This window comes from Cryobacterium sp. 10S3, assembly GCF_034344045.1.
GTDB classification, from domain to species: domain Bacteria; phylum Actinomycetota; class Actinomycetes; order Actinomycetales; family Microbacteriaceae; genus Cryobacterium; species Cryobacterium glucosi.
On the sequence record NZ_CP133773.1, the window covers coordinates 1603765 to 1628635 of the forward strand.

The 24871-nt window shown below is 67.3% G+C and carries 21 protein-coding genes and 1 tRNA gene; 7 read left to right on the plus strand and 15 right to left on the minus strand.

Annotated elements, in window-relative coordinates:
- Positions 1–81: 81 nt before the first annotated feature.
- The 4 genes from RHM57_RS07470 to RHM57_RS07485 form a co-directional block, all read right to left on the minus strand.
- Positions 82–1752 carry an HNH endonuclease signature motif containing protein gene (locus RHM57_RS07470; protein WP_322189685.1) on the minus strand — a complete coding sequence of 557 codons (1671 nt, stop codon included), beginning with the start codon at positions 1750–1752 and terminating at the stop codon, positions 82–84.
- Positions 1753–2036: 284 nt separating this feature from the next.
- The gene (locus RHM57_RS07475) at positions 2037–3005 is read right to left on the minus strand and encodes an FKBP-type peptidyl-prolyl cis-trans isomerase (RefSeq protein WP_134561108.1); all 969 of its coding nucleotides are present in this window, start codon (positions 3003–3005) and stop codon (positions 2037–2039) included.
- An 85-nt stretch (positions 3006–3090) separates the two neighbouring features.
- Positions 3091–4212, minus strand: a complete 1122-nt coding sequence (locus RHM57_RS07480) for a tRNA (adenine-N1)-methyltransferase (RefSeq protein ID WP_322189835.1) — start codon at positions 4210–4212, stop codon at positions 3091–3093.
- 32 nt (positions 4213–4244) lie between these two features.
- Positions 4245–4994, minus strand: a complete 750-nt coding sequence (locus RHM57_RS07485; protein WP_255454103.1) for an HAD family hydrolase — start codon at positions 4992–4994, stop codon at positions 4245–4247.
- Positions 4995–5075: 81 nt separating this feature from the next.
- Between RHM57_RS07485 and RHM57_RS07490 the strand changes: the two genes are divergently transcribed.
- Positions 5076–6026, plus strand: a complete 951-nt coding sequence (locus RHM57_RS07490) for a PAC2 family protein (RefSeq protein WP_134446569.1) — start codon at positions 5076–5078, stop codon at positions 6024–6026.
- Positions 6027–6038: 12 nt separating this feature from the next.
- On the opposite strand, the gene mshC is transcribed toward RHM57_RS07490, so the two are convergent.
- The 3 genes from mshC to RHM57_RS07505 are packed head-to-tail and all read right to left on the minus strand — an operon-like array spanning position 6039 to position 9578.
- Complete coding sequence (mshC, locus tag RHM57_RS07495) at positions 6039–7373, minus strand: cysteine--1-D-myo-inosityl 2-amino-2-deoxy-alpha-D-glucopyranoside ligase (RefSeq protein ID WP_322189686.1); 1335 nt, start codon at positions 7371–7373, stop codon at positions 6039–6041.
- 10 nt (positions 7374–7383) lie between these two features.
- The gene (locus RHM57_RS07500) at positions 7384–8238 is read right to left on the minus strand and encodes an undecaprenyl-diphosphate phosphatase (protein WP_134446571.1); all 855 of its coding nucleotides are present in this window, start codon (positions 8236–8238) and stop codon (positions 7384–7386) included.
- 14 nt (positions 8239–8252) lie between these two features.
- The gene (locus RHM57_RS07505; RefSeq protein WP_134446572.1) at positions 8253–9578 is read right to left on the minus strand and encodes a M20/M25/M40 family metallo-hydrolase; all 1326 of its coding nucleotides are present in this window, start codon (positions 9576–9578) and stop codon (positions 8253–8255) included.
- 149 nt (positions 9579–9727) lie between these two features.
- On the opposite strand from RHM57_RS07505, the gene RHM57_RS07510 reads away from it, so the two are divergent.
- Positions 9728–9810 (plus strand) — tRNA-Leu (locus RHM57_RS07510).
- Between the two features lie 260 nt (positions 9811–10070).
- On the opposite strand, the gene cls is transcribed toward RHM57_RS07510, so the two are convergent.
- Positions 10071–11480: a cardiolipin synthase gene (gene cls / locus RHM57_RS07515; RefSeq protein WP_322189836.1), complete on the minus strand. Its 1410-nt coding sequence runs from the start codon at positions 11478–11480 to the stop codon at positions 10071–10073.
- 211 nt (positions 11481–11691) lie between these two features.
- On the opposite strand from cls, the gene RHM57_RS07520 reads away from it, so the two are divergent.
- Together RHM57_RS07520 and RHM57_RS07525 are read left to right on the plus strand one after the other, a co-directional pair.
- Positions 11692–12429, plus strand: coding sequence for a phosphatase PAP2 family protein (locus RHM57_RS07520; RefSeq protein WP_134446573.1), 738 nt, complete (start codon positions 11692–11694; stop codon positions 12427–12429).
- Positions 12426–13196: a phosphatase PAP2 family protein gene (locus tag RHM57_RS07525; protein ID WP_241987330.1), complete on the plus strand. Its 771-nt coding sequence runs from the start codon at positions 12426–12428 to the stop codon at positions 13194–13196. The genes RHM57_RS07520 and RHM57_RS07525 overlap by 4 nt, the downstream gene beginning before the upstream one ends.
- A 25-nt stretch (positions 13197–13221) precedes the next feature.
- Here RHM57_RS07525 and RHM57_RS07530 read toward each other — a convergent pair whose 3' ends face one another.
- The 7 genes from RHM57_RS07530 to RHM57_RS07560 form a co-directional block, all read right to left on the minus strand.
- Positions 13222–14052, minus strand: coding sequence for a DUF1206 domain-containing protein (locus RHM57_RS07530; RefSeq protein WP_174774644.1), 831 nt, complete (start codon positions 14050–14052; stop codon positions 13222–13224).
- A 46-nt stretch (positions 14053–14098) separates the two neighbouring features.
- Positions 14099–15436: a class I SAM-dependent methyltransferase gene (locus tag RHM57_RS07535; protein WP_322135826.1), complete on the minus strand. Its 1338-nt coding sequence runs from the start codon at positions 15434–15436 to the stop codon at positions 14099–14101.
- Positions 15433–16812: an FAD-binding oxidoreductase gene (locus RHM57_RS07540; protein WP_322140811.1), complete on the minus strand. Its 1380-nt coding sequence runs from the start codon at positions 16810–16812 to the stop codon at positions 15433–15435. Before RHM57_RS07540 ends, RHM57_RS07535 begins: the two co-directional genes overlap by 4 nt.
- Before the next feature lie 44 nt (positions 16813–16856).
- The gene (locus RHM57_RS07545) at positions 16857–17678 is read right to left on the minus strand and encodes a hypothetical protein (protein ID WP_134446576.1); all 822 of its coding nucleotides are present in this window, start codon (positions 17676–17678) and stop codon (positions 16857–16859) included.
- The gene (locus tag RHM57_RS07550; protein ID WP_134561113.1) at positions 17675–18499 is read right to left on the minus strand and encodes a heavy metal-binding domain-containing protein; all 825 of its coding nucleotides are present in this window, start codon (positions 18497–18499) and stop codon (positions 17675–17677) included. The genes RHM57_RS07545 and RHM57_RS07550 overlap by 4 nt, the downstream gene beginning before the upstream one ends.
- 40 nt (positions 18500–18539) lie before the next feature.
- Positions 18540–19478, minus strand: coding sequence for a heavy metal-binding domain-containing protein (locus RHM57_RS07555; protein WP_322135823.1), 939 nt, complete (start codon positions 19476–19478; stop codon positions 18540–18542).
- Between the two features lie 135 nt (positions 19479–19613).
- Positions 19614–22085: a GH36-type glycosyl hydrolase domain-containing protein gene (locus tag RHM57_RS07560; RefSeq protein ID WP_322140812.1), complete on the minus strand. Its 2472-nt coding sequence runs from the start codon at positions 22083–22085 to the stop codon at positions 19614–19616.
- A gap of 208 nt (positions 22086–22293) precedes the next feature.
- On the opposite strand from RHM57_RS07560, the gene arfB reads away from it, so the two are divergent.
- The 3 genes from arfB (at position 22294) to RHM57_RS07575 (ending at position 24862) form a co-directional block, all read left to right on the plus strand.
- Positions 22294–22716 carry an alternative ribosome rescue aminoacyl-tRNA hydrolase ArfB gene (gene arfB / locus RHM57_RS07565; RefSeq protein WP_134561116.1) on the plus strand — a complete coding sequence of 141 codons (423 nt, stop codon included), beginning with the start codon at positions 22294–22296 and terminating at the stop codon, positions 22714–22716.
- Between the two features lie 34 nt (positions 22717–22750).
- Entirely contained in the window at positions 22751–23224 is a 474-nt protein-coding gene (locus tag RHM57_RS07570; protein WP_134446581.1) for a GNAT family N-acetyltransferase, read from the plus strand.
- A gap of 237 nt (positions 23225–23461) precedes the next feature.
- On the plus strand, positions 23462–24862 hold the full coding sequence (locus tag RHM57_RS07575; RefSeq protein ID WP_134446582.1) for an MFS transporter: 1401 nt from the start codon (positions 23462–23464) through the stop codon (positions 24860–24862).
- The last annotated feature ends 9 nt before the right edge of the window (positions 24863–24871 follow it).

Genomic DNA, 24871 nt, shown 5'->3' on the forward strand with positions numbered 1-24871 from the left:
CCCGTGAGTCTAACCGAGCGCCGGCACACCGCCCGTGTCGCGGAACGAGAAGCGGAGGCGACTCGTTGCCCGGGTCACTGGTCATGGGCGGTTGGGTGGTCCGGTGAGGACTTGGTGGGCGCGGTGCCTGTTCGGTGGCCGCCAGAGCCGTTGCGGGTCGATGAGTCCGGGGGCCCGGACTTGTGGTGAGCCCTTCACCATGCGGATCTCCCACCCGGAGGTGTCGATGCTGTGGTGATGGAACCAGCAGAGTAAGACCCCGTTGTCGACGGTCGTCGGGCCGTCCTGGGCCCAGGGCTTCACGTGGTGTACTTCGGCCCAGTGCGCCGGGGCTTTGCAGCCGGGGATGATGCAGCCGCCGTCCCGGGCGGTGATCGCCCGGCGCTGGGCCCGGTTGAAGTACCGTCGTTCCGGCCCGAGCTTGAGGACTTCGTTGTTCGCCCCGAACAACACGCCTTGGAAGCCGCCGTCGCAGATGCGCTGATGCACCGTCTTCAAAGACACGGGGGCTTCGACCCCGTCGATCCACCCGACCCCGACCCCGGAGGCGAGGTCGGCGGCGTTCACGTGCACCATCACCGTCGGCGCCGACCCGCCCATCGACGGGGTGTCCGTGTCGCGGGCGGCGTGTTCGAACAACGCCCGGAGGATGTCGGCGCGTTTCTCCCCGCCCGTGCGGGTATCCGCCCGGCGCTCCCGGAGCTCTGCCTCGATCACGTCCAGATCCGGGCCCGTGCCCGCGTCGGTACCCGCTGATTCGGCGCCGGGGATCATCTGCCCGGAGTCCATGAGCGCCTGTTCCTCGGCGGTGGGGAACGCCGGGCGGGCGTGGAAGCTGAGGAAGGTGTCGAAGAGGGTGTTCATCACCCCGTAGAGTTCCGGTGTCACCCCGCCCTTGACGGGGTAGAGCCCGTTCTTGAGTTGGCCGAAGCCGATGTTCGACTTCGCCTCGAACAGGTCCTCGGTCGGGAGGACCCCGTCGGGGTCCAGGGCCGCCTGCCACTGCGCGACCATGCCCCGGATCAAGTCCGTCGTCACCGGCACACCGGCCCCGGCCAAATCCTCCGTCTCCCGGGTGATCAGGCCCGCCGCCGAGGCAACCAAGGCCCGCTCCGCCGTCAACAGGTCATCCGGCGCCACCCGGTGACTGATCACCTGCAACCCCGCCACGATCAACTCCGCCGTCTCCACCCCGATCTCCCCCGCTGCCAGGGCGGCCCCAACGGTCGGGAACAAGGGCGGCAACCAGCTGCTCCCGCCGCACGGCCGCGGCAACACCGCGTCGCCGAGCTTCGTGCGCCGCTTCACTTCCCGGGCCGACACCCGCGTCACCCGGGTGAGTACATCCCACGGGCCCGTGCAGCCCATTTTCCACGCCAGACCCTCCCGGCCGAGCACCCGGGCCCTCCGGTCCACATCCGTCGCCGTGCTCACCCGGGCCGCATCCACCGTCCGACCGATCGCCTCCACGGTACTCAGCGCCGTCACCGCTTCTGTATCGCTGAGCAGCCCCACCGGGATCGCCGCCAGGGCATCGGCGAGAACCGCCTGCGCCTCGGCGAGCCGGGCGACAGCATCCGCATGCACCGACGGCACCGACGGAACCGAACCGGCCAACCCATCAGCGCCCTCGAACCCCTCGGCAACCGCGACCGAATGGGCCGACTCGACGCCTGCGATGGGCTGGTCACCCGCGACCCCGGAACCGGGTGTCTGCGGGGTGTGTGACTGGGGATCGGAAGCTCCTGCCATACCCCGATTCTACCCCGAATCGAACACGAATACGAGACTTACTCACATAATTTTAGGCTTCTCATCTTGAGTTTCACACCTGAAGACGGTTGATTCTCCTGCCCGTGGTTCCACTCAGGCGACCCCACGCGGCCCCAGGCGGCCGCGTGGTCCTGACCAGAGATTCGTGGGGCATCCATGAAGACCCGGCTCACCGGCGAAAGCACGGGCCGGTCGCCCGAAAGCACGCGGCACCCTCGCTCTCGTGAACGGAGGGTGACGCGTGCGGCAGTGGAGCGGTGGGGCTAGCCGATGCCGAGGATGTCGATGACGAAGACGAGGGTGGAGCCGGCCGGGATGGTTCCCTGCGCTGCGTCTCCGTAGCCCTTCGCGGGCGGGACAACGGTGAGGATCTGCGAGCCCACGGTCTGTCCGATGATCGCGGTCGCGAAGCCGGGGACGACGCCGCCCTGGGTCTTCGAGCCGTCGACGGCGAGGAGCTGTGCCGGCGCGCCCTTCGTCCAGCTGGAGTCGAAGACCTTCTTCTCCGCCCAGAGGACGCCGGTGTAGTGCACGGTGACCGTGTCGCCCTCCTTGACGGTGTCGCCGGTGCCCTTCTTCAGGACGGCGACCTGAAGGTCGGCCGGCGGCGTGCCGCCCGGGATCGTGATCCCGGGGGTGCCGTTGGCGTCGAGCACGACGGCGGGAAGGCCGTTGATCGGAGTCTGGTCGGCACCGTTCGCCCGGAGCAGGTAGGTCTTCACAACGTCGATCACGAAGACCAGGGAGTCCGTTGCGGCGATCCCGAGGGTGGAGTTGCCGCCCTGGGGTCCGAACGCGTCGTCCGGGGAGACGACGACGGCGATGCGCGAGCCGGCCTGCGCGCAGGCGAGCCCGTCGGTGATGCCCTTGATGGTCTGGTCGTTGAGGGTGAGCACGTTCGCGCTCGTGCTGTCGTACTTGCTGACCTGGATCGGTGAGCCCGTCGTCCCGTTGTAGACGTTCAGTTCGATCTTCGCCTGCTGGCCGGTGACGAGCCTGTCACCGGAGCCGGGGACGATGACCCTGCCCTGGGTCGTCCCCGTCATGAGCGGGGTCGGGAAGTCGACCTTCGGAACGGCGCCGAGGTTGTCGCTGACCGTGACGAGCTTCGAGGCGGCGCCATCGCTGATCGGTGCGACGCAGCTCGACGCGGCATCCGCACTGCTGCTGCACCCGGTGAGGGCGGCAAGCAGCAGGCCGGCAGTCGCAATGAGGGCAGAAGCTCTACGCACAGGATCTCATTTCAGTGTGGGACGTTCAGCGTGCGGCGCCCTCTGGCGCCCACAGTCGGGAGGCCGAACACGGCCGGAGCCTATCCTAACCGGCGTCGGCTGCGGTGTCGGTCGCGGCGTCGGCCGTGGTCTCGGTCGTTCGGGGCAGGTCGAGGGGCGCTGCGACGACGGCCGGGCCCCGCCCGTCGAGGCCTCTGGCCTTGGAGGTGGCTGCGCCGGCCTCCGCGATCCGGACCCGCTTGCGCATGACTTTTCCGCTCACACTGCGTTCGCCGAGTGCACCAGGGGTCCAGGCCTCGACATCAGCGTCGGAGAAGTCGGTCTTGGACGGCCGGCGCTTGAGTTCGGGCAGGATCGTGTCGGGTGCGAGGCGCCGTGCCGTGATCAGGAATCCGGTGTGGCCGATCATCCGGTGGTCCGGGCGGACCGCGAGGCCCTCGACGTGCCAGCCGCGCACCATGGTCTCGTTCGAATCCGGGTTCGTGTAGAACCCGGTTCCGCGGATGGCCTCGGCGACGCGGGAGAGCTGGGTCACGGTCGCGACGTAGCAGAGCAGGACGCCGCCGGGCTTGAGCGCGGCGGAGACGGCCTCGAGGCATTCCCAGGGGGCGAGCATGTCGAGCACGACCCGGTCGGCGGTCTGGTCGGGGACCGCGGACGGCAGTGCGTCTGCAAGGTCCCCGAGGGTGATCGTCCAGTTCGTCGGGTCGGCGCCGAGGAAGGTCGCTACGTTGTCCCTCGCGACATCGGCGAACTCCGCCCGGCGTTCGAAGGAGGCGAGGTGCCCGGCCGGCCCGATCGCGCGGAGCAGCCACAGCGACAGCGCACCAGAGCCCACCCCGGCCTCGACGACCGTCGCACCGGGGAAGATGTCCGCCTGGGCGAGGATCTGGGCCGCATCCTTGGGGTAGATGATCGCGGCTCCCCGCGGCATCGACATCACGAAGTCGTTGAGCAGCGGGCGCAGCGCGAGGTGCTCGACCCCGACGTTGTTCACGACGACGGATGCATCGGGCAGGCCGATGATGTCGTCGTGCGCGAGGATTCCCCTGTGGGTGTGGAAGACCTTGCCCGGCTCGAGCGTGATGGTGTTGAGCTTGTTCTTGGGGCCGGTGAGCTGCACGCGATCGCCGACCCGGAAGGGCCCGCTGCTCTGGATGACCTGGGTGTATTCGCCGTTCGGGGTGATGCCGTTGCCGGCGCTCATGGTGCCGGTTTCGCTCATGTTGTCGGTGTCGCTCATGCGTGGATGTCGTCCTCGGTCGGATGCGAGCCGGAACCGGGCCGCGCGGGTACCTCGGCGACGGCAGCGCGCCGCTCGGCAAAGACAGTGTGGACGCCGGCCAGCGTGCGTCCGTGCAGGGTCGGCCACAGTTCGTACCGGGCGCTCGCCTCGATCTCGACCATGTGCGGGACCGCGATGACAACGGCGCCGGAGGCGACGGCCGCCGCAATGCCGGGCAGGGAGTCCTCGACGGCAACACAGTCGGCGGGGGTGACACCCAGCAACCGGGCGGCCGAGAGATAGGCCTCAGGGTGCGGTTTGCTCTGGAGGACCATGTCACCGGCGACGATCGCATCGAATGCGGCGAATCCGACCTGGTCGGACACCTGCTGCGCCATCCGGTGTTCCGACATGGTCACGAGGGCCATCGGGATGCCCGCGGCCTTGACCTCCGTCATCAGCTCGAGGGCGCCGGGGCGCCAGGGCGCACCGAACTCACTGAGGAGGCCCTGGACCCGCGTGGTCAGACGGTCGACGATCACTTCGGCGTCGAGGCGGACACCGCGATCCTGCAGGATGGCCGCGGAGCCCAGCAGGCCGCTTCCGACCAGAAGCATGCAATCACTGTGCGTCCAGACACCGCCGAAGCTCTCGACGAGCTCGGTTTCGGCACGCATCCAGTACGGTTCCGAGTCGACGATCGTGCCGTCCATATCCCACAGCACGGCCGCGGGCAGGGGCGAAAGAGGACGGAACGGGTTCACAGGGTCCAAGTGTAAGGGGCACCGCTTATCCTTGACTGACGGTGCTTTTCCGGGCGCCCCGGCAGATCGAGGTTTCACGCAGTGACAGATGGCAATGGATTCCTGGGCGGACGCCTCCTCGTGGTGGCGTTTGCAGGCTGGAACGACGCGGGTGAGGCCGCGACCGGTGCCGTTGGCATCCTCAGGGACCTCCTCGACGTGTCCTCCCTCTTCGAGGTGGACCCCGAGGTCTACTTCGACTACCAGTTCAACCGGCCGACGATCTCCACGGATGACGAGGGTCACCGCCAGCTCGAATGGCCCGGCGCGACCCTGTTCGGTCCTGCAGAGCCTGGCGTCGTCGGGGAGCCCCTCGCCGACGACGCACAGCTGCGCGTGAGCGGCAGCAATGCGGGCAACATCTACCTCCTGCTCGGCACAGAGCCGAGCCGCAGCTGGAAGGGATTCACCGCAGAGGTGCTCGACGCGGCCCTCGCTGCGGACATCGGCGGAATCGTCTTCCTCGGCGCCATGCTCGCGGACGTTCCGCACACGCGCCCCATCTCCATTTTTGTCTCGAGCGAGAACCCCGAGGTGCGCAGCGAGCTGCAGATCGAGCGCAGCAGCTACGAGGGTCCCGTCGGTATCCTGAGCGTGCTCTCTCACGCGGCAGAGCTCGTCGGCATCCCGACCCTCTCGATCTGGGCGTCCGTCCCCCACTACGTGCACAACGCGCCGTCGCCGAAGGCGATGCTCGCCCTGATCGACAAGCTCGAGGAAATCATCGACGTGGTCATCCCGCGCGGCGACCTCGTCACCGAGGCCGAGGAATGGCAGACCGGCATCGACACCCTCGCGGCAGACGACGAGGAGATGGCGGCGTACATCAACCAGCTCGAGCAGGCCAGGGACACGGTCGACTCGCCGGAGGCGAGCGGCGAGGCGATCGCCCAGGAGTTTGAGAAGTACCTCCGTAAGCGCGGCGACGGCCGCGACGGCCAGTCCGGGCGCGCGGACGGGCGTCCGGGTCCTGACGTGCCGCGTCAGCCGTAGCCCTCGGCCGACCTAGAGGGTGATGCCCAGCAGGGCGTCGATGGCCAGGGCTACCAGTTCCGGCGCAGCCGTACCCGCTTCTGCGGCGGCGTCCAGGATCCGCAGCGCGGCCGGGGTGTCGAGGTCGTTGACGAGCGCTGCGCGCAGCGCGACGATGACCTCGTCCGCGTTCGCGACGGCATCCGTGTTGACGTCGTCGACCAGGTCTTCGTCCACCGTGCCATCGGCGGCGGTCGTGTCTCCGGTGGCACGACCGAAGGCGTTCGTCCAGGCCTCGAGGCGCGCCTCGGCGGCGGAGAGCGAGTCGGTGGTCCATTCCCAGTCGCTGCGATAGTGCTGCGCGAGCAGGGCCAGGCGGATGGCCCGGGGGTCGGTGCCCCCGGCGCGTAGCGCCGAAACGAGCACGAGGTTGCCGAGCGACTTGCTCATCTTCTCGCCCTGGTATGCGACCATGCCGGTGTGGCTGTACACGCCGGCGAGCGGATGCCCCGAGAGGGCGGCCGCATGGCCGGCGCTCATGTCGTGGTGCGGGAAGATCAGGTCCGAGCCGCCGCCCTGAACGGTGAAGTCCGTGCCGAGTTCGGTGAGGGCGATCACGGAACATTCGATGTGCCAGCCGGGACGGCCGGCGCCGACGCGCGAGTCCCAGGCCGGTTCGCCCACCCGGGCGGCACGCCAGAGCAGCGGGTCGAGGGCGTCGCGCTTTCCTTCGCGGTCGGGGTCGCCGCCACGCTGGGCGAACAGGGTCAGCATCTGCTCGCGGTCGAGGTTGCTCTCGTCGCCGAGCTGCCAGGGCGCCACCCGCTCTGCGGCGGCGATATCGAAGTAGATGTCGGAGCCCGCAGCCTCCGCCGGACCTGCGGTGTCCGAGAGCTCGGCGGCATCGACGGCAACGGCGTATGCGAGGCCGTCGTCCCAGAGCTGGGCGACCGCGTCGGCGACCTCTTCGATGACCTCGGTCACGGCGACGTAGTTGTCCGGAGGGATGATGCCGAGGGCTTCCATGTCCGTGCGGAACAGGTCGACCTGGGACGCAGCGAGGTCGCGCCAGTCGACGCCGGTGGCCGTCGCCCGCTCCAGGAGCGGGTCGTCGACATCCGTCACGTTCTGTGCGTAGTGCACGCGGTAGCCGGCATCGAGCCACACCCGCTGGAGGGTGTCGAAGGCGAGGTAGGTGTTCGCGTGGCCGATATGCGTCGCGTCATACGGCGTGATCCCGCAGACGTAGAGCCGGGCGACGTCGACCGGTTCCGCGAGCACGAGTGCTTCCGTCGCCGTGTCGTACAGGTGCGGTGCTTCGGAGTTTCCGGGGAGGACGGGGATGTCGGGGTGTCGCCAGGCGCGCATTCCAGGGCCCCTAAGCCGCGATGGTGTTGGTCGCGAGCAGGGCCATCAGAGCGAAGCCGAGCACGATGCGGTAAATGACGAAGGGCAGGAAGCTGCGCTTGGAGATGTAGTTCATGAAGAATCCGATGACGAACAAGGCGACGACGAAGGCGACGACGGTCGCGACCGCGGTCTCGGCCGGGCCGAAGATCTCCGGGGTGCAGTTGGTGGCGCCCTCGAGGCAGGGGTGCGCGATGGCCTTGTACATCTCGTAGAAGCCGCTGCCGAGCACAGCCGGGATGGCGAGGAGGAATGCGTAACGGGCGGCGGCGCGGCGCTCGTAGCCCATGAACAGGCCGGCCGTAATCGTTCCGCCGGAACGGGAGACGCCAGGGATCAGCGCGAGCGCCTGGGCGAAGCCGTAGATGACGCCGTGCGTGACCGTGATGTCCTTCAGGCGGCGCCGGTGGGCCCCGACCGCATCGGCGACACCGAGCAGCACGCCGAAGACGATGAGCACGGTCGCCGTGATCCACAGGTTGCGGAGGGTGGACTCGATCTGGTTCTGGAAGACCAGGCCGAGCACGATGATCGGGAGCGATCCGAAGATGATGAGCCAGCCCATCCGCGCGTCGGGATCACTGCGCGGGATCTTGCCGAACAGGGACTTGACCCAGTGCGTCACGATGCGCGAGATGTCCCGCCAGAAGAACAGCACGACGGCCGCCTCCGTGCCGATCTGGATGATCGCGGTGAACCGGGCGCCCGGGTCCCCGCCCATGCCGAGGAGTTCGCCGACGATGCGGATGTGGGCGCTGGACGAAACCGGGAGGAACTCGGTCAGACCCTGCACGAGTCCCAGGATGATGGCGTTGAGGAAGTTCACCGGAGCTCGCTTTGCTAGTAGGTCGACAACAGGTCGGTAAGGACCCGCCTGCCAAAGACTAGCGCGTCGAGCGGAACCCGCTCGTCGACCCCGTGGAACATTCCGGGGAAGTCCAGCTCAGCCGGAAGGCGCAGCGGGGCGAACCCGTACCCGCGGATTCCAAGCTTGGACAGGGCTTTGTTGTCGGTGCCCGCTGACAGGAGATAGGGAAGCACGGGGGCGCCCGGGTCGTGCCGGTGCAGGCTGCCGACCACGGCGTCGACGAGCGGGCCGCCGAAGTCGGTCTCTAGGCCGATGTCGCGGTGCATCACGACGATCTCGATGTCCGGGCCGACGAGGCTCGCAACTTCGGCGAGCACCGCGTCCTCCTCGCCGGGCAGAGTGCGGATGTCGATGAGCGCCTCGGCGAGGTCGGGGATCACGTTGTGCTTGTACCCGGCCTTGAGCAGCGTCGGGTTGGTCGTGGTGCGGAGGCTGGCCTGGATGAACCCGGACGCTGTTCCCGTCGCGAGCGCGAGTTCGTCCGGGCCGACGCGCTGCGGATCGACGTCGAGGATCCGGGCGATCTCGGCGAGCAGCTGGGTCGTGGTGTCGGTCAGCCGGATCGGCCACTCCCGGCGGCCGATCGCCGCGACGGCCGTTGCGAGCTTGGTGACGGCGTTGTTCCGGATGAGCCTCGAGCCGTGGGCGGCGTCGCCGCGGGCGACGAGCTTGATCCAGATCAGGGCCTTCTCCCCCGTCTGCAGCAGGTAGGCGCGCTGGCCGCCGAGCGTGATCGAGTACCCGCCGACCTCGCTGATCGCCTCGGTGGCGCCTGCGAAGAGCTCCGGGCGGGTGTCGACGAGGTAGTGCGAGCCGAGCACTCCCCCGGCCTCTTCGTCGGCGAAGAACGCCACGATGAGGTCACGGGCCGGTGCCTCGCCCGCGCCGAGGATGTCGCCCAGTGCCGCGAGGATCATCGCATCCATGTTCTTCATGTCGACGGCACCCCGGCCCCAGAGCAGGCCGTCCTTGATGACACCGGCGAAGGGGTCGACCGACCAGGTCTCCGGGTCGGCGGGGACGACGTCGAGGTGGCCGTGCACGACCAGGGCGCCCGCGTCGCGGTTCCGGCCGGGCACGCGCACGACGACACTCGTGCGCCCCGGCTCCGAGTCGAAGAGCTCCGGCGCGAGGCCGAGGCCCCTGAGGTGCTCGGCGACGTACTCCGCGGCATCCGTTTCACCGTTGGAACGGCCCTCGCCGTAGTTCGTGGTGTCGAACCGGATCAGGTCGCGGGCGAGTTCCGCGGTCAGATCGAGGGGTGTTGCCGGATCGGTGTCGTCTGCCCAGGAAGCCATGACTTCACGCTATCGGTTGTCGCTGCGGGGAGCTGTCCCGGGGGTTCACGGACTGTCATGTGCGGGTGTGCGGTCGGGTTGTGCGGGAAGGCCTCGAAATCCGTGCTAGATTATTGACTCGTCAGCCGGTCACCGGCTGGCCAGCACCAGCCCGGGTGGCGGAATGGCAGACGCGCTAGCTTGAGGTGCTAGTGCCCTTATGGGCGTGGGGGTTCAAGTCCCCCCTCGGGCACAGAATGAAGATCCGGTAGTCCAGGTTCTTCGCTGTGAGAAGAAATAGGTCGAGACATCCAACGGATGTCCGGCCTATTTCTTTGCCCGGATCGGATACTCAGCGCTCCTTGCGATATGTGCAGCCTGCAGTTTGCTGACAGTGGCCCAAGGATTCGTTCCGATACGTTCCTGATCGTGCCGCCCGAGTCCTGAAGAACGGCTGACGTGCCTGCCCACCCGCTATGCCCCGGGAACGGGAATGGTCGCGCCATGCGGCGGTCATTGGACGGTGGCAGTGAGCCTGCTGAGGTTGTCCAGGACCTGCGTGCCAAGCGGACGTTGCAGCCACTCGTCGAGCAGAACCTCCCGGGAGTGGCTCCGGTAGTCGTCCTGAATCCTGCGCAGCGCGTCGACGAAACGTCTCCCCCGGACCAGCAGCGAGATTTCGAAGTTGAGGCTGAACGAGCGCATGTCCATATTGCTCGACCCGATCACCGCGACTTCATCGTCGACGGTGAAATGCTTGGCATGCAGGACGACCGGTTTCTCGTACAGGAAGATGCGCACTCCCGCCCGCAACAGGGTCTCGTAGTACGAGCGTTGTGCGTGGCATACGAGGGCCTGGTCGGCGACTTCGCAGGCGTACAGGTGCACCGTTACTCCCCGTTCCGCGGCCGTCGTGATCGCGTAGAGCATGGAGTCGTCGGGGACGAAGTAGGGGCTGGCGATGACGAGTCGTTCCTGGGCCGAGTAGAGCAGGGCGTTGAAGACCCGCAGGTTGTTCTCGCCTTCGAACCCGGGCCCACTCGGAACGACCTGGCAGTCGAGGGTGTCCTCGGTGGTCACGGAATAGATCGGGTCTGCCTCACGGGTGAGGAGATCTTCCGTCTCGGAGTACCAGTCGGTGATGAAGATCGCGTTGACGCCCGCGACGACGGGGCCTTCCAGTCGCACCATCAGATCCTTCCACCGCAGGTTCCGTTTGATGTTTCCCCTGGTGTTGTAGCTGGGGTCGACCATGTTCTGCGAGCCCATGAATCCGACGATTCCGTCGATCACGAGCACCTTGCGGTGGTTTCGCAGGTCCGGGCGCCGCCATTGCGTTCTGAAAGGATGGAAGGGGAGCATTTCGTGGGAATCGATGCCGACGTTCCTCAGCCAACGGCGGGTCGCCCGGCCCTGCGGGCTCCGGATCGTCGAGATGTGGTCGTACAGAACCCTGACGATCACACCCCGTTCATGGGCTGCGAGGAGGGCGTCGAAAAACGGCATCGTCGTCCGGTCTCGGCTGAGAATGTAGAACTCCACGTGCACGTACCGTTCGGCCCGCATCACTTCCTCGGTCATCGCGGCGATCGACTCCTCGTAGTCGGGCAGAAGCACAGCGTCGTTTCCGCCGACGAGCGGCATGGCGCCCAACGTGTGGTTCAGTTCGACGACGGATTCGAACCATTGGGGCCAGGTCTCCGTCTTGGAGACCTGGTCGAGGCCGGCGGTCGTACCGAGGATGTAGTCGTTGATGTCCTGTTGCTTCTCGCGCCGTGCCCTCGGGAGCCTGCTGCTGCCGAAGAGGCTGAAGAGCACCGCTCCCGGGATCGGCGCAATGAAGATCGCCATCAGCCAGGCCATCGCCGCCGTGGGACGGCGGTTCGGCGGAATCCTGATGACCGCCCCGACGCGGATGGCCATCTCGAGGAAGAGGACCGCGATCGGCAGGGCCTTGGGCAGTTTTCGCAGGTTCACTCTGGAAGTCCGATCTGACGTGCGGCCGCGCGGATTCACGTGTCCCCACCTTAGTTGGGCCGCCGGTACCCCGGGAGGTAAGCTCGCCTTCACCCACGATCACCGCATGAGCATGGTGACCGGTCGGTGCCCATCAAACGATCCTTTGGCTGGAGTCATGGCCGGTAGTTCAACCGAACGCTCGGATGCAGCGCCCGGCGCGCGTCCTGAACGTGCGGCAACGTCGGGTGCACGCCGCGTCTCCCGCCGGTGGCCGCTGATCAGTGGCCTCGCAGCCGTCGCCCTGGCGTGTGCGCTGGGCGCTCTGATCGCAACGCGTGATCATGGGCTGCCGTTGCCCATCGATGTGGAATGGATGCGGGAACTGGTTGAGAATCGCGAACCCCTCTGGCAGGTCCTTGCACTGACGATGGACTTCCTCGGAGGAGGCGTGGTGGCGACCCTCGTCGTGCCGGCCCTCGTCGCCGTCGCGCTGCTTGTGGCACGACGTCCCTGGGCGGCGGCTTACTACCTGGTCGCGACCATCGTCACCGGAGCAGCCGTCCAACTCCTGAAACAATTCTTCGGGCGCGCACGCCCGGAAAATTTCCTGACGAACCTCGATTTCGGATCTTTCCCATCTGGCCACGTTGCGAATGCCGCGACGATGGCCGCAGTCATTGCGATTCTCCTGCCACGGATCTGGGTTGTGGTCGCCGGGACCGTTTACACGGCCCTCATGATGATCAGTCGCACCTATCTCGGTGCACACTGGCTCACCGATACCCTGGGCGCCCTGCTGCTCGGAATCGGCGTCGCGATTGTCACGTGGGCGCCGCTCGCCGCCAAGCTCGACGGTGAACGCGCGCTCGCCAAGGAACGCAGGTCACGATCAGCGAAAGGAATTGCCCCGTGAATCCTCCCCGCACCAACGGCCAGCGGCCTTCCCTGCACGGCATGCGCACCAGATTCATCGCAGAGGAACGCGTGCTGGAGCCCGCCTCTCGCCGGCGATTCTATGTGACGTCGATTGTTCTGGTCGGCTTCGGCGTCGTCTGTTTCACGGCAATCCTCGCCTCCGTCCTGCAGCACAACGGACTCACCGTGGTGGACGCGCCTGTGCAGGACTGGCTCTTCGGTATGCGCTCGCCAACCCTGACCGCGATCATGATCGGACTGGCGATCGTTTTCGGGCCCGTCGCACTTCCCATCCTTCTTCTCGTCGTGTGCGTGGTCTGGGGCATCATAGGTAAGCACGGCCGACGTCCACTCATCCTGGCATCGGCCATGTTGGTCGGAGTCCTCTTGGGGCAGGTGATCGGACATGCGGTGGACCGCCATCGACCGCCGACCGATCTCATGCTCTTCGGCCCCGATCCCTCCTTCTCCTTCCCGTCCGGACACGTCCTGGGCGCATCAGACTTCGTGCTGTTGACCGCGTACCTCGTGTTCTCACGTCGTCGAAGCATCCGTGGAGCAATGGCAGGCTTCGGCTTCGCGCTCCTGTGCATCGTCGCCGCGGCGGTCAGTCGCGTTTATTTGGGCTACCACTGGGCAACGGATGTCATGGCATCCGTATCACTTTCTCTGGTCATTCTGGGCAGCGTGATCGCCTACGACACGTGGCGAAGCCTTCGGGCTTCCGGGGAGCTCCAGATCACGATCCCGCACTCTGCGGAATGACCTGAACCCGCGTGAACCTCAGATGTCAGAGCCGGGCGCGCCAGGCCCTGACGAAGCAGTACAGCCCATAGGCGATCAGACCCGCACCAAGAGCAGACAAGATAGGCCCGCCGTACGGAAGAGCGACGAGGGACCTCAGCGCCCCGTCCAGGCCGGTCGACTGGCTCGGGTCCACGGTGATGGCCGCAACCACGATGAGGACCGCCACGACGGCCAACACGATTCCCTTGGCGACGTAGCCGACGATTCCCAAAGCGAGGACAAACTTTCCAGCCGACCCGCTCGGCACCGAGATATCTGCCGTGAACTTCTGCAACGCACCCTTGCGCACGAAGTAGACCCCGATGGCCAGCACGAGAAGACCCCCGGCCAGGAGGACGATCACGCCTCCTGGCGCCGCAAGAAGCGATGCGCTGGCATCACGGGTACTGCCGGCGGAACTCGTCGCTCCCCCCTGCGCAAAGGTGAAAGCGGTCCCCGCAAGAAGGAAGTAGACAACCGCCTTGCCGACTTCAGTGACGCGCCGGGACCACTGACGTTTGGGGTCTGCGCCGCGCATCAGGAACGCTCCCAAAAGCAGCCAGAGCCCGAGGGCAGCCAGTCCCGCGACCACAACCCACAGAACGAATACTCCGCCCGGGCTCGTCGCGAGCTGCCCGAGAGCACCGGACTGATCTGCACTACCGCTTCCGGCACCAACCGCGATGGCGATGGCTATCGCGGCGATGAGGATGTGCAACAAGCCGTTGACGGCGAAGCCCAGGCGGGCAAGCATCTGCAAAGTGCGGCTGTTCTTTGCTGTGCTGGCAACGCTGGCCGCTGAGTTACTGATCACGGCCTCAGCATAGGACGACATCGGTGGTCCGGACTATCCTTCTTCCCTAACGAACTTCCCCAACGAATCAGGGAGTCCACCAGGGCCGCAGGGGCAGGCTCCCGAGGCCATCCCCGTCCGACGGCTTCACCGCAAGGACCTGGTGCAGCTGGATTCCCCCCGTCTCGAACGCGAGCCGTGAGCCGGCCATGTACAGGCCCCAGACCTTCGCGGTCTGCAGTCCGACCTCGGCGACGGCCTCATCCCAGTGCTCGACGAGGTTGGTGCACCAGTCGCGCAGGGTCAGGGCGTAGTGCTGCCGCAGGTTCTCCTCGTGAAGCACCTCCAGGCCGGTGTCCTGTGCGGCGCTGATGATGCGGCCGGAGCCGGTGAGCTCGCCGTCGGGGAAGACATACCGGTCGATGAACCCGCGGGTGGACGCTTCGGAATGGTTGTCCGGGCGGGTGATGCAGTGGTTGAGCAGGAGCCCGCCCTGGCGCAGGCGGGACTGCAGGAACTCGAAGTACGCGGGATAGTTGCGCACGCCGATGTGCTCGAGCAGCCCGATCGACGACACGGCGTCGAAGCCGGTCTCGGCGATGTCGCGGTAGTCGCCGAACCGGACTTCGGCCAGACCGGCGAGGCCTTCCTCGGCGATCGCACGCTGCGCCCAGCCGGCCTGCTGTTCCGACAGGGTCACTCCGGTGGCCCTCACGCCGCGGCGGGCCGCGTAACGCACCATGCCGCCCCAGCCGCAGCCGACGTCGAGCAGCCGGTCGCCCGGCTTCAGCCGCAGCTTCTCGAACACCAGCCGGTACTTGTTCTCCTGAGCCTCGTCGAGGGAGGCGTCCGGGCGCGGGTAGCACGCGCACGTGTAGGTCATCGACGGCCCGAGCACCCACTCGTAGAAGGTGTTCGACACGTCGTAGTGGTGGTGGATCGCCTCGGCGTCCCTGCTCTTGCTGTGCCGTAGTCCCCCGGCGATCCGGCGCCAGCGCGGCGGTGCTTCCAGTTCCGGCGGTTTGATCGGGCGCAGGTGGCCGACTCCGATCGAGCGGATGATGGTGGCCATCACCCGGGGCGACGGCAGCGTGAAGACCAGGTCGCCGGTGAGCGCTCTGAGGAGCTCGTACGGGTCGCCGGGGTGCACCCCGTGGATCTCGAGGTCACCGGCGATGTAGGCGCGGGCCAGGCCCAGGTCGCCGCGGCCGGTCGCCAGGTAGGTCGTGCCCCGCGGCGTTCTCAGCTCCAGCCCGAGGGGTGCGTCTCGCGGGCCGGCCGAACTCCCGTCGTAGGCGGTGAACCGAAGCGGGAGCCGACCGCCGGCCAGGATCTCGAGGATCCCGGCCAGGGCGAGCTTGCCCTCTGGTTCAGGTCGCCCTGCCTGATCCGCCTCTTCCGGCGTTCGTTGCTGGAACGTGGTCATCGTCGTAACACCGCCTTTGCGTAGAGATCGAGGAGACGCGAATCGGGGTCGTATCGGTCCTTGACGCTCCGATAGACGTCTCCGCCATAGAGTCCGTCGAACTTCTCCGGAGAGTAGTACGAGTCCGAGTACAGCGACTTGTGCCCGTCGAACTCGCCGACCGCATCCTCGATCCGACGGTTCGTCTCCCCCTCGGTCGACCCCACCGGCACCGTCGACCAGAACCCGACGTTGACATACGTCTGTCGCGGCCGGATCGGGTACAGCGGCCAGCCGCCGTCGTCACGCAGCCGCAGCGGGCAGAGCCAGATCGGTTCGATCGGCACAGTGGCCAGAAACCACTCCAGGAACTCCGCACAGCGCTCGATCGGTATCTCGACGTCCTGCACGACTCGTTCCCGGCGTGGACGATTCCGCAGCCACTCGAGGCGATCCCCAATCTGGAATCGCTGTTCGTAGCGCATCAGCTTCCCGTAGAAGCTGCTGCGCCGAAGCGTTCGGGGCCAGAGCCTGCGGACGAGCGGACGCTGTGCGCCGAATGCCGCCGAGCACCAGAACCAGTCCGTGTCCCACCGCCACAGGTAGTCGTGGATCGTGAGCCGGTCGACCGTGGTGCCGGCGTCGTGCTGGATGGACCGGTAGTAGATCTTCTGCCCGGTGTAATCGCTCACCGGGCCGGACGCGGCGGTCTGGGCGCCCACGCAGAGGTAGCCTTCGTCGGCGCTGAACACCACGCCGTCGAGGTAGTCGACGCGGTCGCCGTCCAGGTCACCGGTCGCGACGATGCGGCCCATCGCCGCGACGAGGGCGGGGAGCGAGTGGAACCGCAGGTGCCGGATCTCGACGAAGGGGTCAACCTGCTCCAGCTCAATGCGCAGGCGCACCGCGTACCCGAGCGTGCCGTAGGAGTTCGGGAAAGCGCGGAAGAGGTCCTCGTGCTCAGCCGGCGACGCCGTGATGACGTCGCCCGTTCCGGTGAGGATGTCCAGCTCCAGCACCGACTCGTGCGGAAGGCCGTTGCGGAAGGACGTCGATTCGATGCCGAGGCCCGTGACCGCACCGCCGAGGGTGATCGTCTTCAGCTGTGGGACCACGAGCGGAGCCAACCCGAGCGGCAAGGTCGCGGCGAGGAGGTCCTCATAGGTGCACATGCCGGCCACGTCGGCCGTCCGCGCTTCGGTATCGACCGCGATGACGCCCGTCAATCCCGACGTGTCGAGGCCCGGGGCGTCCGACTTCGCGCGTGACCGGAACAGGTTCGAGGTGTGCTTCGCGAGCCGGACGGAGGCCGTCGGCGGGACCGCCCGATAGCTCGCGAGCAGCCGCTCGACGCCGGCGGCGTGAATGGTGTGTGCGTCGATCGAGGGAGTGGACACCCACCCAAGCTAGTCCTCGATCGCCCAGCCCGCACGCATCGCCGTTACGAGAGATCGAGACTGGACCTGGCGAAACGAGCGGAGAGGAACCGGCCGTTGATCAGGAGACCTTCGGCATCATCACGGACGGCCGCGTCGTACATCTCGGTGACGGCCGTCTCGAGAACGGTCAACTGAGCGGCCAGTGCCGTGTCAGGCGTGGTGCCGTCGGCGAAGACGTGATTGTGCGCCCACTCGGCAGGGAGCGCAAGATACGTGCGCAGAGTCTCGGGGAGATACGAGGTCGCCGTTCGCCTGGCCGTCATCTCGGCTTCCAGGTTGCCCGCCAGCCTCGGCAGTGTCTCCAGCAGCAGCCCGGTGATCCGACGGACGGCCGTCACGGCTTCCGGCGGGAGACGGGACTCCACCCGCGCCGGAAGGCTTCTCAGATCGACGTCGAGGGTCGCATCGGCAACCCGTACGTCCGACCCTGTCGACTCGATGCCGAGGGTGTGGAGTGCGTGCGCCGCCGCGGAAGCCTCGCCCGCGGCATCCCCCGCCACGGCGGCGATACGGCCGGCGAAGACGCTGAGCCATTCGCCGAGGGTCAGGGTCCGCCGTGAGATCACGACGCCGCCGGAAACCTTCTGGGCCTGGGCGAGGAACCGGGGTCCCGCGAGGTGAGTGAGGGTCAGGGTCTCACTGTTCGCCCCAAGTCGAATCTCACGGATGGACCCGGGCTTGCCGGCCAGGCGGTCTGCCAGCGAGCGGTTCCGTTCCACCGTCAGGACACTCGCGGCCACCGGTGCGGACAGCGCACGTATGGCTCCGTCGGCGAGGCCGGCCAGAAACGCCTGGGGGTCGGCCGTGGCTTGCTCGAGGGTCACCAGCGGCCACCGTCCGTCAGGGGAAGCACGAGGCTCGGAGTGGCGATGACGTGATCCTCGCGCAGTTCGCGGACCGCGCTTCCGATCGCGAAGAATTCCGTGGTGTGCCCGCCCCACCGGTGCGGCAGCGACAGGAGTTGCACTCCGACGATGCCGTCAGCCGCGAGGGTTTCGGCCTCCGTCTGCATTCTCCCCATGGCCAGTTCGCGAGCGTCGTACAGCGCCTCCGTGAATTGGGTGATCTCGACGTTCGCTCCCAGGCTGCTGAGGGCGGCTATCGTTCCCCGGTGGGCGATGTGATAGACGCAGGTTCCCATCACGAGGCCGAGCGGTGCGTAGCCCGACTGGATCAGGGTCCAGAAGTCCTGGCCGGAGAGGTCCGAGGTGAACGGAAGACCCTTGTTGTTGCGCCAGGTACCGCTCGCCGGGGCGTGGTCTGCCACGACGGCTGTTCCGATGGCCACGAATTCGGCAAGGTTGTTGCCGTAGTCCTTGAACTCGATCTCGAGCCGAACGCCCACGATGCCGTCTGCGCCCAGGGCGTCGGCCTCCGCCTCCATGCGCGTCATCGCGAGTTCCCGAGCGTGGTACATCGCGGCACTGAGCTTGTCGAGCTCCATGTTCTGGCCCCAGCGTCGCGTCTGGATCCCGACGTGGTAGACGCTCGAACCGAGCACGAGTCCCACCGGGCGGAATCCGGCTTGCCGCACCAGGAGGAACTCGTTGACGGACAGGTCGGACGTGAACAGATGCTTCTTGCCGTCGGCCAGGCGCGCCCGGGCGCTCGCCGAGAGGGAGACGCCGGAGAATGGGTCCGTCATGGGGTGGTCGTCCGTTCGCTCGTCGTGGGTGCTGGGGAGATCATCGTTCAGGCGTTCGTGGGCGTTGCGGGGAATCGCGCAGGGGCATCACGGTCAGGGGCGGAGGAACGGCCGACCGGTTCCGCGCGCGCGGCAACGCCACCAGGGTGGTGCCGACGACGACGAATTCGGCGTGCAGGTCTCGCGCATCCGAGCCGCCGCACGCGGTGTCGAACTCGGACAGCGTGGTGTCGGTCACGACGAGATCTGCCGCACCCGTGTGCGTGACCCGGCGCGCGAGCCGCTCCCTGGCTTCGCGCCGCGCCGCCTGGACCAGCCTGGTCATCCCGGTCACTTCGCCGTTGATCCAACTGGTGCGCTGCTGCTGAAGCTGCCAATCCTCATGCTTCGTCGACACGGACATCCCGAGCACGACACTGTGCGGGAGATATCCGGCCAGGAGAGCCGCGGCGCAGTCTTCTCCGCTCAGGTTGGTGTACCAGGGGTCGGCCGCGGATCCGGGAGAAGGCACGAGAGAGGAATCCGTGGAGCGCACGGCCGTACCGAGGGCGCTGAATTCCCAGGCCGTGCCCTCGACGCGGGTGCGACGGATGCGAATGTCAACGACTCCGTGCGCCCCGAGTGCCTGCGCTTCGACGCGCATCCGCTTGAGTGCGCCATACCAGCCGCGTTCGTATGCGCCGACGTAGGGGGCGAAGCTGCCCCAGGTGGACCCGCCGCCTGAGGTCGTCACGGGCGAAACCTGGCCTATCGACGATCTCCCCATCTTCGCCCCCGACGTCCACCAGGCACAACCGCTGCCCTTCCACCCGAGGTTCATGACGGCGCAGCCGAAGACTTCGCCGACGGCGGTCAGCCCGACGCTCTGGATGCTCGCCGCCGCGGCGACCGAGAGCAGCGACCCCGCTGTTCGACTGGCCTTTTGTCCAGCGATGCGGGCATGCGCAGCAGGCGGCAGTCCCCCCGTCCATTGATCCACGTGCTCATATAAGCACCCCGGACCCGGATAGCCAGGCACTTCCGCGGTCGGACACGGTTTATTTCCCGGTGACGCAGAACGCCCGGTGCGCCGGAGACTCTCTCGGGCGCACCGGGCGAATGCCGGCCGGGGTGACTACAGGGTGGCGCGCACCTGCACGACGGCGCCGTCAGGGGCGTACGGCACGGTGCGGCCTTGGATGGCCACTCCGTCGACCTCGAGGCTCGCGCGCGACCCCTCCCTGCCCGAGTTGGCAACGGTGATGACGTAGGTCGCACCGCGGGCCCGGCGAGTGACGGTGAATTCAGCGACGTCCGGTCCGAGCTGCGGGTCGACGACGAGGCCGTCGTAGTCGGTGCGCACGCCCAGGAGGTACTGGGAGACCGTCACGAAGTTCCACGCGGCTGTGCCGGTGAGCCAGGAGTTCTTGGCCTCGCCGTGCCGGGAGGCCTCCTTGCCGGCGATCATCTGCGCGTACACGTACGGTTCGAGGCGGTGCACCTCGGAGATCTCCTCACGGTAGGCCGGCGTGATCTTGCGGTAGTGGTCGAAGGCCTTGGCGCCGCGGCCGAGAACCGTCTCGCCGATGATGACCCACGGGTTGTTGTGGCAGAAGATTCCGCCGTTCTCCTTGTAGCCCGGCGGGTACGTCGAGACCTCGCCGAGTTCGATGCGGTAGCTCTTGTACGCCGGGTATTGCAGTACGAGTCCGTGTGCGGAGCCGAGCAGGCGGTCCACGGAGTCGAGGGCTCGGAACGCGGGGCTTGTAGCGGACGGGGTTCCGTCCGCGTTGTGCTCGACGCCGACGCCGGCGAGGACCGCGAAGCCCTGCGGCTCGATCCAGATCTGGCCCTCGGTGTCTTCGTGGGTGCCGACCTTGTTGCCGTAGAAGTCGTAAGCGCGCAGGAACCACTCGCCGTCCCAGCCGTCGGAGAGCAGCACCTGGCTCATGGTCGCAGCGGCCTTGCGGGCGCGGTCGGCCTGCTGGGTGTCGCCGCCGCGCTCGGCGATGGTCGCGTACTGTCCGGCAGCGAGCACGAACTGGGCCGCGATGAATGTCGACTCCGCGACGCCGCCTGCCTGGTTCTCCGTGGTCTGGAAAGACTCGCCCGGCGTCGTCGAGAAGCAGTTCAGGTTCAGGCAGTCGTTCCAGTCGGCGCGCCCGATCAGGGGCAGGCCGTGCGGGCCGAGGTTGTTGAGGGTGAACTCGAAGGAGCGCGTGAGGTGGGTGTAGAGCGTCTGCGCGAGCGCGTCGTTGTTGTCGAACGGCACGACCTCGTCGAGGATGCTGAAGTCCCCGGTCTCCTTGAGGTAGGCATCCACCCCGATGATCAGCCAGGCCGGGTCGTCGTTGAAGCCGCTCCCGAGCTCGTTGTTGCCGCGCTTGGTGAGCGGCTGGTACTGGTGGTAGGCCGAGCCGTCCGGAAGCTGGGTGGCGGCGATGTCGAGGATGCGTTCGCGGGCGCGGTCGGGGATCAGGTGTACGAAGCCGAGCAGGTCCTGGGTCGAGTCTCGGAAGCCCATCCCGCGCCCGATTCCGGTCTCGAAGTAGGAGGCCGAGCGGGACATGTTGAATGTGACCATGCACTGGTACTGGTTCCAGATGTTGACCATCCGGTTGAGCTTGTCGTCCGGCGAGGTCACGGTGTACGCGGAGAGCAGGGTGGTCCAGTACTCCCCCAGGGCCTCGAACGCGGCATCCGCCTTCTCGGTCGTGTCGAGCCGGGCGAGAAGTTCGTGCGCCCGTGTCTTGTTGATGACCTGCTTGGCATCGTCGGCCCACTTGCCCTGGCCGTTCTCCTCCGTGTTCTCGACATAGCCGACGACGAACACGAGCTCGCGGGTCTCGCCGGGCTGCAGGGTCGAGTCGACCTGGTGCGAACCGATCGGGTACCAGCCGGACGCCATCGAGTTCTGCGCCGTGCCGGCGTTCGGGACCTTCGCCTCGGCCAGGGTCTCATAGAGCCCGACGAAGGTCTCCCTGTCGGTGTCGAACCCGGCGATCTCGGCGTTCACCGAGTACACGGCGTAGTGGTCGCGACGCTCGCGGTATTCGGTCTTGTGGTAGATCGTGCTGCCCTCGACCTCGACCTCGGCGAGGGAGAGGTTGCGCTGGTAGTTGGTCTGGTCGTCCTGGGCGTTCCAGAGGCAGAACTCGAGGTACGAGAAGAGGGAGAAGGTCTTGACGTGGTCCGAGGTGTTGGTGATCGTCACCTTCTGCACCTCGGCCGTCTCGCCGAGGGGTACGAAGTACAGGGTGGAGACGCGCAGGCCGCCGCGCTCGCCGGTGATCCGGGTGTACCCCATGCCGTGGCGGGTCTCGAAGAAGTCGAGGTCCTTCTTCATCGGCAGCCAGCTCGGCGTCCAGACGTCGCCGCCGTCGTTGATGAAGAAATATCGTCCGCCGGAGTCGGTGGGAATGTCGTTGTAGCGATACCGCGTCAGGCGACGCATCTTCGCGTCCTTATAGAACGTGTACCCGCCGGCCGTGTGAGAAATCAGGGAAAAGAAATCTTCGCTGCCCAGGTAGTTGATCCACGGGTATGGCGTGAGCGGGGTCTCGATCACGTATTCCCTGGCCTCGTCGTCGAAATGACCGAACCTCATGTGTGCACCTTTGCGATATGCGGAGGACCGGATAGCGACGGGATCCGAAAATATCGGAATCCATCGATGCACCAGACCCAAACCTGTGTGAGAGCGCTCTCATTGGCGCCCACGGCTACCCTAGCAAAGGTAGACCCCGGGGTGCCACACCGCACGCCCACCGGATGCATACCCCGCCGGCTCCACTCTGCTGTGGCACGCTGGGACCATGGATCTGGAGGTGTCACCCGCGCTCACGATTCCCGCATCGGAACTCGGCTGGCGGTTCTCGCGGTCGCCGGGGCCTGGCGGGCAGCACGTGAACACCTCGGATAGCCGCGTCGAACTGTCCTGGAGCGTCGCCCTGTCGCCGTCCCTGTCCGACGACCAGCGGGCAAGGCTCCTGGCGCGACTCGACCGGCGACTCGTCGGCGGGGTGATCACGGTCGCAGCGTCGGAGCAGCGCTCCCAGCTCCGGAACCGCGAGATCGCCCTGGCCAAGCTCGCCGAACTCGTGTCCGCGGCCCTGGCCCCGGATGCCGCTCGCCGCCGGGCGACCAAACCGACCAGGGGTTCGAACCGTCGGCGCCTCGCGGCCAAGGAACAGCGTTCGGCGACGAAACAGCAGCGCCGGAGGCCGTCGGAGGACTAGCGCCGGCCAGCGGGAGGTCCCGTACGCTGGTCGGATGAAGCCGATCCGTCCCGCCGTGCCCGCCGATGTTCCCGAGATCCTTCGGCTGGTCGTCGAACTCGCCGAATACGAACGCGAACCCGACGCGGTCGCGGCGACGGAGGAGGGATTCCTCGCCGCCCTCTTCGGCGACGAGCCCGCGGTCCACGCGTTCGTCATCGACGGCGAGGAGGCCGGTACCCTGGCCGGGATGGCCGTGTGGTTCCTGACCTTCTCGACCTGGGAGGGCGTGCACGGCATCCATCTCGAGGACCTGTACGTACGGCCGGCCCACCGGGGCGGCGGGTATGGAACCGCACTCCTCACCAGCCTCGCGGCACTGTGCGTCGAGCGCGGGTACGCGCGCCTGGAATGGGATGTCCTCGACTGGAACGCGCCCGCGATCGGCTTCTACGAGTCTCTCGCCGCCCGGCCCCTCGACGGCTGGACGACGTACCGTCTCGACGGCGCAGCGTTGCGGCGCGCCTGAGCCCGCGCATCCGCTTCACCGGCCCGGTCCCGGACGTCGACTAGACTCGGTCCAGACTTCCGGTCGCTGATAACTTCAGCGAACGGACGAGCGCTGGTTGAGACAGTGCAGGAAGGCCCCCGGATTCGTCCGGGGGCCTTCTCTTTTGCCTCGGCTCGGACTTCTTATTCTGGAATGGGAATGCGGAACCGTCGGCGCCGATTACATCCCTCGTACCGAAATGACGACGGAGGCCGCATGAGCACGACTGAAGTAGGTTTCCGATCCGCGCGCGGCCCGATCCTGATCGCCCTGATGCTGACGACGGGGCTCGTGGCGATCGACGCGACGATCCTCGCCACAGCGGTGCCGACGATCGTCGGCGACCTCGGCGGATTCGCCCAGTTTCCGTGGCTGTTCTCGATCTACCTGCTCGCGCAGGCCGTCTCCGTGCCGGTCTACGCGAAACTCTCGGACACGCTCGGCCGGAAACCGATCGTGATGATCGGCATCGGACTGTTCCTTCTCGGGTCCGTGCTCTGCGGCCTGGCCTGGAGCATGCCTGCGCTGATCGCATTCCGGGCGATCCAGGGCCTCGGCGCCGGCGCCGTGCAGCCGATGGCGATCACGATCGCCGGGGACATCTACACCGTCGTCGAACGGGCCAAGGTGCAGGGCTACCTCGCAAGCGTCTGGGCGATCTCCTCGGTGGTGGGACCGAGCCTCGGCGGGATCTTCTCGCAGTTCCTGTCCTGGCGCTGGATCTTCTTCGTGAACATCCCGCTGTGCCTCATCGCTGCCTGGATGCTGCAACGCACCTTCCACGAGACCGTGACGGCCCGCCGGCACCGCGTCGACTACCTCGGCGCCGTCCTCCTGACGACGGCACTCACTCTTCTGATCCTCGCGGTCCTCGAGGGTGGTCAGGCCTGGGCCTGGGATTCCGTGCCGAGCATCGCGGCCTTCGCGACCGGGGCCGTGCTCCTCGTCCTGTTCGGGTTGGCGGAGCGTCGTGCCGCAGAACCGGTGCTGCCGCTCTGGGCGTTCAGCAGGCGCCTGCTGCTCAGTACCGCGTTGATCTCGGTCGGCGTCGGCGCGATCCTGATCGGGCTGACCTCCTTCGTTCCGACCTACCTCGAAGGCGTGCTCGGCACGCCGCCGCTCGTCGCCGGACTCGCTCTCGCCGCCCTCACGGTCGGCTGGCCCATCTCCGCGGCGCTGTCCGGCCGGTTCTACCTCAGGATCGGCTTCCGGAACACAGCGCTGATCGGCGTGTCCATCGTCCTGTTCGGCGCCCTGCTCCTTGCGGGGACGGCCGGCACTCCGATGGTGGTGGTGACCGCGCTGAGCTGCTTCGTCGTGGGCCTCGGCCTCGGCCTCGTCGCGACACCCACGCTCATCGCGGCGCAGTCGAGCGTCGAATGGGACGAGCGCGGTGTCGTGACCGGCGCGAACCTGTTCTCCCGGTCCATCGGCAGTGCCGTCGGTGTCGCGATCTTCGGCGCAGTGGCGAACGGGATCATCGGCTCGTCGGCATCGGGCGTGCGGGATGCCGCGAGCGTTCAGGCGGCATCCGTCGCCGTCTTCGTCGCGGTCGCCATCACCGCCGCGCTGACCGTGGTCGCCGCGGTGTCGATGCCCCGGCGCGCCCGGGCCTGAGGCCGATCC